Here is a 16,094-nt window from a genome sequence, read left to right on the forward strand (position 1 = left end):
ATGACATTGTCTGGCAAAATGTGATATCCTTATGTCGAAAGGTGTCACATGACCACGAGAACGACTCGATCCGAAAAACTGGACTTGCGTCTTACCGTCGAAGCAAAGCGGACGCTCGCGACCGCAGCCGCCGTTGAACGCCGTTCGCTGAGTGATTTTGTCCTTGAAAGTGCACTTGGGCGCGCCGAGGAAACACTGGCGGACCGACACCGCTTCTCCCTCGACGCCGAAAAATGGGCTGCGTTCATGGCGGCGCTGGATGCCCCCACGCGAGATCTTCCGCGCCTGAAGCGCCTGCTGAGTGAACCGAGCATCTTTTCCGGCCGCGATCCAGCGTGAGCCGGTTTCGTATCGAGAAACTGGCTCACACGCATCTGGTGGATGTGTTCGATTGCGGCGAGCAGCCGCTCAACAGGTTTCTCGCCAGGTACGCATTTCAAAACCAGCAAGCAAATGCCTCGCAAACCTATATTGGTCTCTGGGGCGAAGATGTGGTTGGCTTCTATACGCTCGTGGTTGGTGAAGTCGCCTATGATGGTGCGCCCGAGCGGTTGACGAAAGGCCTTGCGCGCCATCCGGTTCCGATAATGCTGCTGGCGCGTCTCGCGGTCAGCCTGAACTGGCAGGGCAAAGGCGTTGGCGGCGGAATGCTGCGCGATGCCATCCTGCGCAGCCTACAGGCGGCTGACATTGCAGGCATCCGCGCGGTGACCGTACATGCCAAGGATCACAACGCCCGCGCCTTTTACGAGCGTTATGGTTTCATTCAATCCCCAACCGACCCGCTACACCTCTATGTGCTTGTAAAGGATTTACGGAACCTTTGAGGCACGCGTAACCGGTCTGCGCTCCGCCGCCTGAACCTCAGTAGTCGTCGCAGGTGCATTCCGCCGAGGAGATACGGTCGTTCCAGTCACTACCGCCCAAATTGCGGATCCTGCGCGTGATCTCGATCGAGCGGCCGCCCATCCGAGAATCCTCATAGGCCACGAGCGTGCAGCCGCGGCGAACGATCACCGACGACACACGGTCATTCCAGAACTGGCCGCCACGAAAATTTACGGAATCCTCGGCACCCATGCCGATGGACCGCCCGCGAAAATTCCCGTTCTCGAACATGATGCAGGCAGCCTGGTTGTATTGGGCGCTGGCGACGTCGGCATAAAGCACAGACGCGACTGCGGTCAGGATGGCAAGACGTCTCATCGGTGTTTCCTCGGTTTGGCCGCGCTCCTGGCTGGATCACGCGGCCCGCCCAGTTTGCCACTGCTTCGGTAGCGGAGGCAAGCCTGGAGCGTAAGCCCGAACAGGTAGGCAGCGGGGCAAGAATGGGAGCCGGTTCGGCCAAAGATCACGCTCAACGGAGAAGAGCTTTAGCGGCTGTCGAACATCCAACTGCGGTTTCGCCACATTTTCTCACCGACCAGACAGTCGGTGGTGGACCTCTCCTGCGCCAATATCACCGGCGGATGCGCGGCCTCTTCCGCCGCCCATTGCGGCGAGGCCGGACCGGCGAGTTCCAGCACCAGTTTGCGACGGATGGCTTCGGGAAACTGCGTCCAGTCATTGACCGGGATCATGAAGGCTCCGGGACCGCCAATGACGCAGTCGCTGTAGTAGCGATCGAGATTGCTGACGTCGTAGGCACCGGTGAAGCCGCCTCGCGTCATCAGCGGCAAGCCGTTGATAACGATGCCTTGCTTGATCAGCCCGTCGCGGGTCAGATTGACCGGCGCACCCTGGTTGTTGGGGCCGTCGCCCGAAATGTCGATGACCCGCTTCGTGCCCCGGTAGCCGCTTTCGGCAAACAGGTCGTTGCCGAACTCCAGCGCTCCGGAGATCGAGGTGCGCCGCGCGCTATTGGGCGGCTGCGCCGACAACTGCGCGACCACGCGCTCGGCGTCGGTGCGGCTGGCGATCACCGTCCACGGCACGATGACGCGCTGCCAGGTGGTGCCGGCCCATTCGACATAGGTAACGGCGATCTTGCCATAAGCCCCATCGGCAATGGCTTGCAGCACATTGTCGTGCGTCAGCGCCGCTGCGTAGCCATGACGCTGGATCTCGAGTTCGTCCGGTGACATCGACAGCGAGACATCGACGGCCAGCACCAGCTCGACATCGACGGGCTCGTCAGCAAGGGACGCCGGCGCCAACCAAAGCGTCAGCGCGAACGCGGCACAGCCCGAAAGCATATGTCTAGCACAGGCAAAAGCAGACATTCCGCGAGGGTAAGCGAAAACCGCCGGCTTAAAAAGAGAAAAGCCCGGCCGATGGCCAGGCTTTTGCCTTTATGCCCTTGCGCCTGCCAGCAATCAGCTGCGCGGCTTCAAATTCTCCGGATCGTAGAGCGGCTTGTAGCCGACGGCGGCGACTTCGACTTGATAGGTCTCGCCGAAATACTCGATCGTGAGCTTGCGGCCTTCCTGGGCGTACGCCCACGGCAAATAGGCAAGACCGATATTCTTGCCGACGGTCGGCCCGTACGCCATCGAGGTGGTGAAGGACCGGCGGCCGAGTTCGTCGACCAGCGTTTCGCCGGTCTTCGGGTCCATCACCGGCATCGTGCCGACCGGATAGCGGGCCACGCCCTTCGCATCGACATTCTCGGTCATCACCAGCGTGCACAGCATGGCCGGCTGGTGCTCGCGGGCGCGATATTCGACATGCTTGGCCTTGCCGCAGAAATCGTTCTCCTTGACCTTCGGACGCGCAAGATCGGCTTCGAGCAGATTGTACTCGGTCAAAAGGTCGGCGTTCTGCAGCCGCAGGCTTTTTTCCATGCGGCGCGTGTTGGCATAGGTCTCAACGCCGAAGGGCATCACGCCGGTCGAGCGCAAGGCGTCCCAGACGGCCAGGCCGTCCTCGTAGCGCATGTGCAGCTCCCAGCCCTGCTCGCCGACATAGGAGATGCGGAAAGCGGTGACATCCTTGCCGCCGATCCGGACCGGCTTGATTGCCGCGAATGGGAAGTTCTCAACAGAGAGCCCGTCCGGATTTTCGACCACCTTCTGCAAGGTCGCCCGGGCGTTCGGCCCCCAGATGCCGATAGTGACGTATTTCTCGGTCACGTCGGTGATAGTGACGTCGAAGCCTTTGTCCTGTGCCGTGCGGCGCGTGTACTGGAAGTCGCGCGGACCGGCGTCCGCGCCGTCGATCAAACGACAGCGGTCGGCCATGCGGATGACGGTAAAGTCGGCGCGTACCATGCCTTCCTCATCGAGGAAGTGGGTGTAGATGCCCTTGCCGATGTTGTTGTCGCCGCCGATCTTGGCCGCGCACAGCCATTCTAGCAGCGCGACATGGTCGGGACCTTCGATGTCGTACATGGCGAAATGCGACAGGTTGACGATGCCGCAATCCTCGCTCATGGCGAGATGCTCGGCATTGGAGACGCGCCAGAAATGGCGGTTGTCCCACTCGTTCTCGCGCACCGGCACGCGGTTGCCGTATTTTTCCAGAAGATGCTCGTTGGCGGCGTAGCCGTGGGCGCGCTCCCAGCCGCCGAGCTCCATGAAATAGCCGCCGAGCTCCTTCTCGCGTTCCCAGAACGGCGAGCGCCTGATGTTGCGGCCCTTGGAGAACGGCTCGCGCGGATGCACCGCCGGATTGTAGACCTTCATCGCCGTCTCGGTGCAGCGATCCCAGATGAATTGCTCCTTGGTCTGGTGCGGATAGAACCGTGCATAGTCGATGGCATGGTGATCGATCGCGGTGCGGCCGTCGGTCATCCAGTCGGCGATCAGCTTGCCCATGCCGGGACCATCCTTGACCCAGATGGCGACGGCATACCAAAGGCCCCGCACCTTCTGGCTTTCGCCCATGGACGGGCCGCCATCAGCCGTCACCTGGAGAAGCCCGTTGAAGGAATGGCTCTCGTTATAGCCGAGTTCGCCGAGGATCGGCGTCAGTTCCATGGCGCGTTCGAGCGGTGCCAGGATCTGCTCCATGTCGAGGTCGCGCTGTGACGGCGAAAGCCGCGCCTGGTCCTTCTCCAGCAGGTCGCGCGGATGGCAAAGGCGCGGATTGGTCTCTTCGTAGTAACCCCACTCGATCTGCCCGCCCTCGGCGGTCTTTGGATCGCCGGTGTCGCGCATATAGGCCGAGTTGCCCTGGTCGCGCAGCAGCGGCCAGCCGATCTCCTTGCCCGTGCCGGCGAACTCGTTGTAGGGGCCGAAGAAGGTCAGCGGATGGTCGATCGGCATGACCGGCAGGTCCTCGCCGACCATTTCCGCGATCAGCCGGCCCCAGATCCCGGCGCAGACGATGACATAGTCGGCCTCGATGGTGCCGCGGTCCGTCACCACGCCTGATATGCGGCCGTCCTTGACGACAAGCGACCGAGCCGACGTGTTGGCGAAGGATTTGAGCTTGCCGGACGCTTCCGCCTGATCGACCAGCTTGCCGGCGACCGTCTGCGAGCGCGGGATGACCAGACCGGCATCGGGATCCCAAAGGCCACCCTGGACAATCGCTTCTTCGATGAGTGGAAATTTCTCCTTGATCTCGGCCGGTTCGATCAGACGGGCGCGCGTGCCAAACGCCTTTGCGGAGGCGATCTTGCGCTTGATCTCTTCCATGCGGCTGTCATCGCCGACGCGCGCGACCTCAAGGCCGCCGATGCGGGCGTAGTGGCCCATCTTCTCGTAGAAATCGATGGAGTAGAGCGTCGTCCAGCACGACAGGAAATCGTGGCTGGTCGTGTAGCAGAAGTCGGAGGCGTGCGCCGTCGAGCCGATGTCGGTCGGGATGCCCGATTTGTCGATGCCGACAATGTCATCCCAGCCGCGTTCGATCAGGTGATGGGCGATCGATGCGCCGACGATACCGCCCAGGCCGACGATGACGACCTTCGCCTTTTTCGGAAACTCTGCCATTGCCCGCGACTCCAAAGTGATAAAGCGCGCGGACTATAAGGCGGAGCAGCAGCACGATTGAAGCCTGTTTGCGACATTGGCAAAAAGCCGAGCGACCAGACGGCAGAATGCTTCCTGTCGGGCGCCTTGGACGGTTCGCTTTTCGAGGTGGACGCTAACTCAAGCAAACGCCCAGACGTCTTCGGCCTGGAAGCCGACCTGATAACCTGCTGTCTTCAGCTTGACCACAACCTGGCCGATCTCGGCAGCCGGCAGCGCGCCGACCTCGACCTTGATCATGCCGGGACGGTAGCGCTTGAGGTCGAGCTGTTCGAAGACGATCCAGTCGGCGCCCTCGCAATCGACGAGAAAGGCGTCGATATGGGTGATGCCATTGCGGTCGAGCAGCGTCTGCAAGGTCTCGGATGGCACCTCGATGTCCCTGAGATGCGGCGCGAACTTGTTGAAGTTGGTGTCGGCCTCGCCCCAGGCATTCTTGCCCGACATCAGATTGGTGTCGGTGACCGACGAGCAGCCGATGAACTCGATCGGCAGCGCGCCGGCCTCGAGCGCGGCGGCATCGAAAGTGTGGACGGTGATCGTGCCCTTTGTCTTCGTCACCGCCACCGGCTCGATGATGAACCGGCTGGTGTCGGGGTAGTTGGCGCGCAGTCGTTTCTGATTGTACGGGATCGGCTCGACCAGCATCGCGCGTGCGCCAGCTATGCGGTGCAGCCACGGCGTCACATCGTCGAACAGCGCACCGTCGCAGGCACCGACATTGACCATCTGGAACGGTCGCCCTGCCCCACCAAATCGCGCCTTCAGCGCCGCCCTGGCCAGGAACTTCGTGCCGCGCAGCGACGGCCCGCGATCGAGAACACCACTTGGTAGACCAAGCGACAGGGCAACGCGCGCCAGGCTGGATAGCGAACTCATGGCTTGTCTCCGGGAATGATTGGCAAGGGCGCGCGATTCTGGCCGCGAGCCGCGGCTGCCCACAGCGCCATGAACGGCGTCGCCAGCAGCAGGAATGGCGGGATCAGATGCGGGAAATAGATGCGCGTGTCGTGGATCGGAAAGACGGTGAACTTCGCCAGCGCGCCGAGCACCAGTGCCGCAAACAGGATGCCGGCGCGGCGGTCGAGGCGGAAGCCGGCGCGGGCGGCGGCAAACCAGCCGGCCAGTGCCAGCACCGACACGCCGACCCAGCTGTTCAAGCTGACGGCGCGCAGCAGCGAGGCGGCAAACGCCCTGAGATAGGCGGTGACCGAGAATGGCGGCTCGAACCCGTCCATATTGTAATGCTGCTCAATGCTGGAGAACCACAGATGCGGCCACCAGCCGGGATGATGGGCCCAGTGCGATATGGCGAAATAGGCGACGAAAGAAGCCGCAAAACCGGCCAGCGCGCCCCACGATTTCTGCCGGAAGGCGACCAGCAGCACGGCAAAAACAGCAAGGAAAACAATATTGTCCGGGCGCACCATGAAGGCGAGGAAGAGCAGGATCGCGGTCGCCACCTCGCGGCCGCGGACATAGGCGTAAAGTCCACCCAGCAACAGCGCCGACGTGAGCAGATCCGGCGTCGAGGCGCGCGCCGCATCGCCGAAATCGGCCATGATCAGCACCGCGCCGACCACAGGCGCCAAGGCCAGTGCCCCCTCGGAGCGCAGCCACATCAGGGCGATCGCGCCGAACAGCAGAACCGAGAACACTGAGACCAGGCACATCGCCTCGACCGGCGACATCACCGCGCTCATCGTCGACAGTATCTCGGCGTAGAGAAATTTGATCCGGTACATGCCGAGCAGTGAATGGAAGTCGGCGGCATTCTCCGCCATGTGACTGCGGAAGCCGCCGCCATCGTCGGTCAGCGCCTTATAGTCGCCTGCGGACACGCCCGATTTGACAGTGCTGTAGGCATAGTCATGCAGCGCCTGCGCATCGGGATAGGTGCCTTCCTCCGATATAGCGAGATAGGGCAGCATGTCCCAGTTGGCGTCGGGCATCACCCAGGCGGTGAACGCTGTAAAAAGAATGTAGAGCGCGAAGGCCGCCGCGCCGATCGGTGTTGCCAGCCGCGCATAAGTCCCCTCGCCCCACGCCAGACCGGCTCCGATGAGCCGGTCGAGCGGGTTGTCTGGTGCGGGCGACCTGGTCAGCATTGTCGAACTCGGCGTACTTCGTTTCTAACGGACCTGGCTTTTGACGAAGTCCTTCACGATCGACACGATGCCGCGCGACAGCAGGCTGTCGAAGGCATCGACGAAGCGGTCGACATGCTCGCGCTGGCAGATCAGCGGCGGCTCGAGCCGGATGACGTTGCGGTTGTATTCGGTGAAGGCGACCAGCACATCGTAGTCGCGCAGCAGCAGCGCCCCGATGAAGCCCGACAGCGAACCCTTCAGCTTGTCGTCGAGCACGCTGACGATCGGCCGCAACACCATCGGCAAGGTCTGCGAGAAGTCGTGGAACTCCAGGCCGATCATAAAACCCTTGCCGCGCACCTCCTTGATGATCTTCGGGTACTTTTCCCTGAGCGCCTGCAGGCGCTGCAGCAAATAGTCGCCGGTGACGGCGGCATTGTCGATCAGCCCCTCGTCGTAGAGCACGTTGAGCCCCTCGATCGAGGTGACGCAGGCCTCGCCCATGCCGCCGAAGGTCGCCATGGCATGGATCATCGCCGTTTTCGGCGTGCCATAGGCCTTCATATAAACCTCGCGCCGCGCGATCATCGCGCCGACCGCGGCCTTGCCGGCGCCAAGCGATTTGGCCAGCGCCGTCACATCGGGAATGACGCCGTAATGCTCGAAAGCATAGAAGCGGCCTGACCGGCCATAGCCGCACTGCACTTCGTCGGCGACCCACAACACGCCATACTGGTCGCACAGTGCGCGCAGCTTCTGCCAATATTCGGCCGGCGCCTGAATGATGCCGCCACCGCCCTGGATGGTTTCAAGCACGATGACCCCGACCTCCGGATCGGAGCGGAACAGGCGCTCGACCGCCTCGATGTCGGCAAACGGGATGCGGACCGTGTTTTCGGCCACCTTGAAGTCCGCGCGGTAAAGCTGCCCGTCGGTGATGCCCAGCACGCCTTTGGTCTTGCCGTGGAAGGAATTCTCGGCATAGACGATCTTCGGCCGCTTCGGACCGGCCGCGCGCTCGGCGAGCTTCACCGCCGCTTCCATCGCTTCCGAACCGGACGAGCCCAAAAATACCATGTCGAGATCGCCGGGCGAGCATTTGGCGATGTTGTGCGCAAGCGCTGCCGCATATTGCGACATGAAGGCGATGGCGATTTCCTGGCGCTTCTCCTCCTGGAATTTCTTGCGTGCTTCCAGAATGCGCGGATGATTGTGGCCGAAGGCCAGCGAACCGAAGCCGCCGAAGAAGTCGAGGATCTTGCGGCCGTTCTGGTCGATGTAGAACATGCCTTCGGCACGCTCGATCTTGATCTTGTGGAAGCCGAGCAGCTTCATGAAGTGCAGCTGGCCGGGGTTGAGATGCGCCTTGAACAGGTCGGTCATGCGGGCAACGTCCATCGCCTTGGCCTGCTCGACACCGATCAAATCGGGCTTGGCGATGGTGGCGGGCGACAGCGACGGCGCGCTGACCATGGTGCGCAAATTGGTCTGTTCGGGCTTGGCCATGACGGTCATTTCAATCTCCTGTCTGCACGCACGACCAGGATCGAGCGCAACGAAAGCTGTTTTGCGAGCCGCTATTCGGCGGGCACATGTTTGGTGGCGACGGCGTGACCGGCTTTCTTGGCGCGGTACTCGCTGTAGGCGGCGATCAGCATGTCCTCGTCGCGATATTGCGGCACCCAGCCGAGCTGACGCCCGGCCTTGGACACGTCGAGCACGCAGTCCTCGTCGGCGATCAGATACTGTTCCGGGTCCATGATTGGCATGTTCAAGAGGTCGAGCAGGTCCAGCGTGCGCTTGACCGCCCAGCCCGGTGTCGGGATCAGGATCGATTTCGAGCCGGCATGCCGGATCAAATCGCCGAGCAATTTCTTGACCGGCGGCGGGTTGAGCGAACCCAGATTATAGGCCTCATTAGGCACGCCGGCCTTCCAGGCCGCGCGCGCGGCCTCGGCGCAGTCGAACACCGAGATGAACTGATAGGGGTTCCTGCCCGAACCGATCATCGGCACCGGAAAATTCCAGTCGATCAGCTTGAACAGCTTTTCCAGGATGCCGAGCCGGCCTGGGCCGATGATCAGGCGCGGGCGAAACAGCGAGATCGACATGCCGCGCTTGCGCCATTCGGCCGCCAACTCCTCTGTCTTCTGCTTCGACCAGCCATATTCGCCCAGCGGCGCCACCGGGTGCTCCTCGGTCATCGGCTGCGTGACCGTGTGGCCGTAGATCATGTCGGTCGTGTAGTGGACGAGTTTTGACGCACCGGCTCTGTCCATGGCCTGCATGATGTGCTCGGTGCCGTGGAAATTCACCGGGAAAAAGAAATCGTGCCGCTTGGCGCGCACCTGGATCGGCGACAGCATCTTGGCCGACAGATTGTAGACCATGTTGTCGGCCTTCAGCCCAACCGCTGCGACCGATGCCGGATCGGTGACGTCGCACTGGATAAAGCGGACATTGCGGTAATGCGGCAGGTCGCTTTTGACGATGTCGGCGACGACGACCTCTTCACCATCGGCCACAAGTTTCGGGGCAAGATGGCGGCCGACGAAACCGTCGCCGCCGAAAATCACATGTCTCATCGAACGATCTCGTTTGCGTGAATCTTGTCGGGCGTGATGGAAGCGGTCTGGTCCTCATGGCCTCGACCACCCAAATCTCGGCCACTTTGCGCGATCAGCACCGTGCCGACGCAGATGAAGGCGATGCCGGCGATGCGCCAGCCATTAAGGTCCTCGCGGAAGACGAAATAAGCGAAGATGGCGACGGCAACATAGGCGAGGCTGAGGAACGGATAGGCGAAGGAGAGCTCGACCTTGGACAGCACATAGAGATGCGATGCCATCGAGATGACGAAGGTACACAGGCCAAGGAACACCCAGGGGCTGAAAACGATCTGCAACAGCTTGACGAGCGGATTGACGCCCTCGAACGAGATCGGCCCGAGCGACATCATGCCTTGCTTCAGCATCAGCTGCGCGGCGGCATTGGTCATGACTGTAAAGAGAATGAAGACGATGTATTTCATGTGTTCCAAGCCACCCCTTCGCGCTCACTACTACAAACCCGCAAACATTTGGTGAAGTCCCAACAATATTTTGAGTAAATCTCGTTATTAAGCATCAATTAACTAGGAATTATTCGAGTTTTATCTATTCGGCCGCCTCGACCGAGCCTCGTCGCGCATCCAATCTCTTCGCGGTGCGCGCCCAGAAGTCAGACATGAAGGCGTGGTCGCGGAGCGCTTCCAGCCGCTGCCATTCGGGAAAGGACGAGGCGAATATCTCGGCCCCCATGCGGGCGTCCTTATATGGATTGACCGCGCCGCCGGCCTCGACCGTGATACGGTCGAGTTCCCGCAGCAATGTCAGCGTCGCGGCACCTCTGTTGGGGAAATCCAGTGTCAGCGTGTAGCCGGAACGCGGGAACGACAGCAGCGCCGGCGAGCGGATGGAGCCAAAGCGCTTCAGCACGGTGAGGAAGGAGCCCTGCCCGGCTTGCCTTGCCGCCGCCAGCAATGCCGGCACGGCCTCGCGCGCCGTCTCTTCCGGCACCACGCTCTGGTGCTGGAAAAGCCCTTTCGGCCCATAAAGCCGGTTCCAGTCGCGCACGCCGTCGAGCGGGAAGAAGAAGCCCTGATATCCGGCCTGGCGCGGCACCGTTGCCCGGCTCTTCCTCCACCTGTAGGCAGCGTTGAAGGCGGTCAGGAACGGCCAGTTGAGCACATTGAATGGCGGCTGGACCGGCACCGAGAAATTGCCGCCGACGCGCGAGGCGGCATGCGAGCCGTGCTCGGCGTGATTACCAGTGAACAGCAGGCCGCGACCGCTGTTGCGGCCATCGGCCAACTGGTCGATCCAGGCGACCGCATATTCATTGGCTTGATCGGCCGCCTCGGCCAAACCGAAGAATTCGTAGAGATCGCGAAACGGGGTCGCCTTTTCGACGATGTCGAGCGAATGCACCCGCATCAGCCGGATCGAGGCCGACAGGATGAGGCCGGTCAGCCCCATGCCGCCGATCGTTGCCGCAAACAGCCGCGCATTGTCCGATGCCGAGCAGCGGTGGGTCTTTCCGTCGGACCTGAGCAGCGTGAAGCTCTCGACATGGCAGCCGAATGTCCCGCGCCGATGATGGTTCTTGCCATGCACGTCGTTTGCGATGGCGCCACCCAGCGTGACGAATTGGGTGCCGGGCACAACCGCCGGGAAGAAGCCGTGTGGGGCAGCGTGGGCGATGATGTCGGACAACAGCACGCCGGCATCCGCCTCGAGAACACCGGTTTCGGCGTTGAAGGCACGAATCCGGTTCAGCGAGCGCATGTCGACGACCGCGCCGGCCGCGTTCTGGCAGGAATCGCCGTAGGAGCGGCCATTGCCATAGGCAAGCAGTGACGCTGGCTTGGCCTGACCGCCCTTCAGCAGCGAGATAGCCTCGTCGGCACCGATGGCGCGCGGCGCCGGCGGCGTAGCAAGGCCAAAGCTCGGGAACCGCTCAGTGGCCATGCCTACCAGCCCCCGATGACCAGCATCACCGCACCGATCAGCACAACGATCTGGCTGCGCCAGTCGCGGATGATGAAGACGACCGGATCGTCATGCATCTCGTTGCGGCGCGCCAGGATCCAGACACGCATGGTGAGATAAAGCACGATCGGTGCCAGCGGCCAGATCAGCCATGGATGCGGATAGAGCTCGCGCACCGCGACACTGTCCATGTAGAGCGCCAGCACCAGCGCCGAGGAGAAGGCCGAAGCCATGCCGGCCTGGGCGACGATCTCCTGGTCTTCGGTGCGATAGCCGCGGCCGGCAATGCGCTCGCCAGGCGGAATGGCGGTGGTGCGCAGTTCGACGAAGCGCTTCACCAGCGCCAGCGACAGGAAGAAGAAGATAGAGAAGGCCAGCAGCCAGAACGAGACGTCGACGCCGGTCGCCGCCGCACCGGCCAGGACGCGGATCGTGTAGAGGCCGGCGAGTGTCAGCACATCGACCAGCAGCATGCGCTTGAACGACAGCGAATAGGCCGTCGTGACGACCATATAGCCGCCGAGCACAGCCATGAATTCGGGCGACAGGAACAGCCCGGTGCCGATGCCGATCGCCAGAAGCACCGCGATCGCGCCAAGTCCGAACGGGATCGACAGCGCACCGCTGGCGAACGGCCTGTTGCGCTTGGTGAGGTGTTTGCGATCGAGCGCGAGGTCGAAGAAATCGTTGAGGATATAGATGGCCGACGCCACCGCACTGAACGAGACGAATGCCAGCAGGCATTGCCAGATCATGTCGGTGTTGAAATATTCATGCGAGAGCACCATCGGCACTGCGATCAGCGAATTCTTCAGCCACTGATGGACACGCAGCATCTTGACGATGGTCCGCAAAGTCGGCTTCGGCGCCGGCATCGTCTCGGCGCCATGTGCCGCCTGCCAGCGCGCGGCATGGCGGTCGGGCGCGACGACGATCGCGTTGCGCGCTGCATCGAAGACCTGGAGATCGTGACGGCTGTTGCCGGCATAGTCGAAACCGCCATCGCCATAGGCTGCGATCAGCGAGGCGCGCTTCCTGCCCGAGGTGAGATTGGCGAGACCATCGGTGGCCAGCACCTGGTCGAAAATGCCGAGATGGGCCGCGATGGCGTCGGCGAACTTGCGCGGCGTACCGGTCGCCAGCACGATCTTGCGGCCCTCGGCGTGTTCGGTCCGGAGGCGGCAAAGCAGCACCTCGCGATAGGGCAGCGATGCCGGATCGATGTCGATGCGTTGCGCGATTGCCTGCTTCAGCCGCGCCGGCCCGCCGGCGATCCAGAACGGTACCAGGAAGATATAGAGCGGGTTCTTCTTGAGAAGGATGAACAGCCCTTCCCACAACAGGTCGGTCGCGATCAGCGTGCCGTCGAGATCGACCGCAAGCGGTATTGCGTTCCTGTCCGACCGCGCATCCATGTCCGTCCTGCCCTGCCCGCGTAGAGTTGCGCGCCGCTTTCCGGCGTCTTGAGGCTGGTATAGCGGGCGGTGGCGTAGCGAACGTTAAAACGCCCGGTTGCAGACGGCTGCCGTGACGGTATTTCCCGCGTCATTGTTAAGCAACTGCTACCGGAAACGATAAAAGGCCGAGCAAATGCCCGGCCTCTCAAGATATGCCAATCGGAATTACTTGATTCGGGCGACGCCGCCCGAAATTTCGATGGTTTCCGAACCGGTCAGAGCTTCGAGGTCGCCGTTCGGCAAGGTGACGAAACAGCCATTCGGGCAGAACTCAACCGTTTCGCCACCAGCCAGCGCGAGGTCGGTCTTGCTGCCGCCCTCGGTCACGACCAGCGTGCGGGTCTCGGCGTCCTTGTTGACCGCGCTTGCGGCATGGACCGAGCCGATGGCGGCGACCAGGGCGACGGCAGCGACGAGAGACTTCCACATGGTGCAATATCGGTGTTCCCACCGCCTCTGTTGCATTTCGCAAGGCAATTTCGCCTGTGCATGGGAGCTTATAGGAGATGGAAGCTGAACCGCAACTGAATGCCGCATTCATGCCGCAATCGGTTCCGGCAGGATCAAGGTCGACGGAGTCCCAGCTTAGTCCGGATCTGGCTTCTTGGTTTTGCGGGACTTGACCAGCCGCTTCTTCTCCGCCTCGGCTCCGGCCTTTATCTGCTCCTGTTCGGCGAAGTCGGCCTCGATCTTGTCGTCGTCTGTCGGCCACGCCTTGGGCTTATGGGCCTCGACCACGGCGCGCGGCGTCGAGGGCATCTCGATGTGTTCGCTGCTGAATTTTTCGAGGACGGCAAAACGGATGTCGTTCTGCGCGATGTTGCCATTCATCACATCGGCCAGGAACACGCGGATCTCGAATTCCAGGGCGGCAGGGCCGAAATTGGAAAACAGCACGAAGGGTTCGGGGTTCTTCAGCACCATCGGGTGGCTGCGGGCGATCTCCAGCAGGACGGCATGAACCTGCTTGACGTCGCTGCCGTAAGCGACGCCGACCTTGATGTCGATGCGGCCGAGCTTGTTGCGGTGAGTCCAGTTGCCGACGGCGTTGTTGATCAGGTTTGAATTGGGCAGGATCACCGATTGCCGCTGGAAGGTCTCGATCTCGGTGGCGCGCACGCTGATCTTCTTGACTGTGCCGCTGACATCGCCGGCAACGATCCAGTCGCCCACCTTGAATGGCCGCTCGGCCAACAGGATCAGGCCGGAAACGAAATTGGACACCACGTTCTGCAGGCCAAAGCCGATACCGAGGGAAAGAGCGCCGGCGACCAGCGCCAGGCTGGACAGGTCGATGCCCGCCGCCGAGATGCCGACCAGTGCCGCGAGCGCGACGCCGGCATAGCCGACCGCCAGCCTGATCGAGTTGCGCACGCCGGTATCGACCTTGCCACGCGCCATCACCGAACCGTCGAGCCAGCCCTGGAACCAGCGCGTCAGGAAATAGCCTATGATGAAGACGACGATGCCGGAGAGGATGCCGGTCACCGAAATGGTCACCGACCCGATGTTGATCCCGGTTGCGAGCTTGTAGGCCCAAGCCTGGATATCGCCCAGCTGGAAACCCCACATCAGCAGGATCAGCGGCAGGAACACCAGCACGATCATCACATTGATGGCAACACTGACGACAAGGCCTAGCTGGTCGAGGGCCGTATCCTCGTAGCTGGATTTGGCCGACAGCCAGCGCCCGACGGTCGTGTTGGCGAAAGCACCCTCCTCGCCGATCGCCCGTGCCGACAGGAAACCGATATAGGCGGTGATCAGCGCGGTGCCGGTAACGACGACCTGCAGCGAAACGAACAGAGCGAGGCCGATGTAACCAAGCAGCGCCGCGACGATGGTGAAAAGACCGAGTGCAAGCGCCGTATAGCGCAGCCATGCCGGCCACGGCCGCCAACTTCCATCACGCGCCTTGAATGGCCTCAGCATCGCCATCAGGATCAGGATGACGCCGACGATGATGGTTGCGCCGAAACTGCGGGCAATGGTCAATGACAGCGGCGAGCCCATTTTGTCGTTGATCACCGACAGGAAGGTGTTGACGCTGATGACCACGGCCATGGCGGTGGTCAGGCGCACCAGCCAGCGCGCCGGCCCCGTTTCGACCGGGATAAGGCGCCAGTTCGGCAGCCGCGGCTCCAGCGCCGCATTGGTCAGCCGGTTGACGCAGAACACCACGCCGATGGCGGTCGCCAATGCATTGAGGAACAGGCCAATATCACCACGCAACACATTGTAATAATTGAAGAAGAAAATCGTCGATCCCAGAAAGGCGGCAACCGCCAGCGTTGGCAGCAAGGTTGACCAGAAAGCCACCGATAAGCGGCTGAGATAGGACGGGTCTTCATTGGAGGGATCGGCTTCGAACACCCTCCCGAACAGCCGCCTGCCGCCGACCAGCAGCACCAGCGCCAGCCCGAGCGCCACGAAGGTCGCTGCGAGGATGGCCTGGAACTTGAACTTGAAAGCGAAGCTCAGCCAGGAAGACACCGCCTTGTACAGATTGGTGTATTCGTCCTGGGCGTCGGAGAAAACCTGCGGGCTCAGCGCATCCGACAGCACGTAGCGTTTGGTCAAAAGGTTGCGGAACAACTCGCTGCGCATATTGCCGATCTTATCGATCAGCCCGCTGATGCGGATCGACAGGGCCTGGGCCTGCGAGATGACCGCATTGATCTCGGCCTTTTCCGACACCAGCGCCTGGCGTTCGCCGCTGACGATGTCGGGCTCCGGCGGCTGACCCGCCGCAGGTGCCGCGCCAAGCTGCTCAAGACGGCTGTTGATCTCGCCAAGACGCGTGCGGAAGGCCAGTGCGCTGTTCAGCGATTGCCGCGACAACTCCTCGAGCTGCAGGCGGATATCGACGAGGCTGCTATCCTCCTCGGCGTCCTGTTGGATCTTCTTTTCCAGATTGTCGGTCTTGGTCGTCAGGTCCTGCAGGATCTTCTGCTGATCGGCGACGAGTCCGGCAGGCGCCTGGCCAAGCCCCTGTGCCATCGCATCGAACGACAGCGGCGCCGAGACGACAAGCGTGAGGATCAAAATGAGACGAAGCAATCGGAAAAGCATGATTTGTTGGCGACTCATCGGCGGCAAAGG

14 protein-coding genes are annotated in these 16,094 nt (G+C 62.0%); 2 read left to right on the forward strand and 12 right to left on the reverse strand.

What is annotated here, in order from left to right:
* Nucleotides 1-48 precede the first annotated feature (48 nt).
* Nucleotides 49-339 carry a DUF1778 domain-containing protein gene (locus tag EOB80_RS24555; protein WP_127330309.1) on the forward strand — a complete coding sequence of 97 codons (291 nt, stop codon included), beginning with the start codon at nucleotides 49-51 and terminating at the stop codon, nucleotides 337-339.
* Nucleotides 336-827, forward strand: a complete 492-nt coding sequence (locus EOB80_RS24560) for a GNAT family N-acetyltransferase (protein WP_127330311.1) — start codon at nucleotides 336-338, stop codon at nucleotides 825-827. Before EOB80_RS24555 ends, EOB80_RS24560 begins: the two co-directional genes overlap by 4 nt.
* Nucleotides 828-864: 37 nt before the next feature.
* Here EOB80_RS24560 and EOB80_RS24565 read toward each other — a convergent pair whose 3' ends face one another.
* The 12 genes from EOB80_RS24565 to EOB80_RS24620 form a co-directional block, all read right to left on the reverse strand.
* Complete coding sequence (locus EOB80_RS24565) at nucleotides 865-1,206, reverse strand: peptidase inhibitor family I36 protein (RefSeq protein ID WP_023812325.1); 342 nt, start codon at nucleotides 1,204-1,206, stop codon at nucleotides 865-867.
* Between the two features lie 167 nt (nucleotides 1,207-1,373).
* On the reverse strand, nucleotides 1,374-2,222 hold the full coding sequence (locus EOB80_RS24570; RefSeq protein WP_127330313.1) for a DUF1194 domain-containing protein: 849 nt from the start codon (nucleotides 2,220-2,222) through the stop codon (nucleotides 1,374-1,376).
* 93 nt (nucleotides 2,223-2,315) lie between these two features.
* Nucleotides 2,316-4,877 carry an FAD-dependent oxidoreductase gene (locus EOB80_RS24575; protein WP_127330315.1) on the reverse strand — a complete coding sequence of 854 codons (2,562 nt, stop codon included), beginning with the start codon at nucleotides 4,875-4,877 and terminating at the stop codon, nucleotides 2,316-2,318.
* A gap of 159 nt (nucleotides 4,878-5,036) precedes the next feature.
* A complete protein-coding gene (locus tag EOB80_RS24580; protein ID WP_127330317.1) occupies nucleotides 5,037-5,795 on the reverse strand; it encodes an FkbM family methyltransferase in 759 nt (252 codons plus the stop codon).
* The gene (locus tag EOB80_RS24585; protein WP_127330319.1) at nucleotides 5,792-7,024 is read right to left on the reverse strand and encodes a glycosyltransferase 87 family protein; all 1,233 of its coding nucleotides are present in this window, start codon (nucleotides 7,022-7,024) and stop codon (nucleotides 5,792-5,794) included. Before EOB80_RS24585 ends, EOB80_RS24580 begins: the two co-directional genes overlap by 4 nt.
* A 24-nt stretch (nucleotides 7,025-7,048) precedes the next feature.
* Nucleotides 7,049-8,479 carry an aspartate aminotransferase family protein gene (locus EOB80_RS24590; protein ID WP_245466432.1) on the reverse strand — a complete coding sequence of 477 codons (1,431 nt, stop codon included), beginning with the start codon at nucleotides 8,477-8,479 and terminating at the stop codon, nucleotides 7,049-7,051.
* A gap of 104 nt (nucleotides 8,480-8,583) precedes the next feature.
* Entirely contained in the window at nucleotides 8,584-9,591 is a 1,008-nt protein-coding gene (locus EOB80_RS24595) for an NAD(P)-dependent oxidoreductase (protein ID WP_127330323.1), read from the reverse strand.
* Nucleotides 9,588-10,037 carry an EamA family transporter gene (locus tag EOB80_RS24600; RefSeq protein WP_127330325.1) on the reverse strand — a complete coding sequence of 150 codons (450 nt, stop codon included), beginning with the start codon at nucleotides 10,035-10,037 and terminating at the stop codon, nucleotides 9,588-9,590. The genes EOB80_RS24595 and EOB80_RS24600 overlap by 4 nt, the downstream gene beginning before the upstream one ends.
* 124 nt (nucleotides 10,038-10,161) lie before the next feature.
* Complete coding sequence (locus EOB80_RS24605) at nucleotides 10,162-11,514, reverse strand: FAD-binding oxidoreductase (RefSeq protein WP_127330327.1); 1,353 nt, start codon at nucleotides 11,512-11,514, stop codon at nucleotides 10,162-10,164.
* Between the two features lie 2 nt (nucleotides 11,515-11,516).
* Nucleotides 11,517-12,950 (reverse strand): UbiA family prenyltransferase, encoded by a 1,434-nt coding sequence (locus tag EOB80_RS24610; RefSeq protein WP_127330329.1) that lies wholly within the window; start codon nucleotides 12,948-12,950, stop codon nucleotides 11,517-11,519.
* Between the two features lie 207 nt (nucleotides 12,951-13,157).
* Nucleotides 13,158-13,421, reverse strand: a complete 264-nt coding sequence (locus EOB80_RS24615; RefSeq protein ID WP_164748978.1) for a hypothetical protein — start codon at nucleotides 13,419-13,421, stop codon at nucleotides 13,158-13,160.
* Between the two features lie 156 nt (nucleotides 13,422-13,577).
* Nucleotides 13,578-16,064 carry a mechanosensitive ion channel family protein gene (locus EOB80_RS24620; RefSeq protein WP_127330331.1) on the reverse strand — a complete coding sequence of 829 codons (2,487 nt, stop codon included), beginning with the start codon at nucleotides 16,062-16,064 and terminating at the stop codon, nucleotides 13,578-13,580.
* Nucleotides 16,065-16,094: the final 30 nt, after the last annotated feature.

The sequence above is a fragment of the Mesorhizobium sp. M7A.F.Ca.MR.245.00.0.0 genome (assembly GCF_003997415.1).
Classification (GTDB): domain Bacteria; phylum Pseudomonadota; class Alphaproteobacteria; order Rhizobiales; family Rhizobiaceae; genus Mesorhizobium.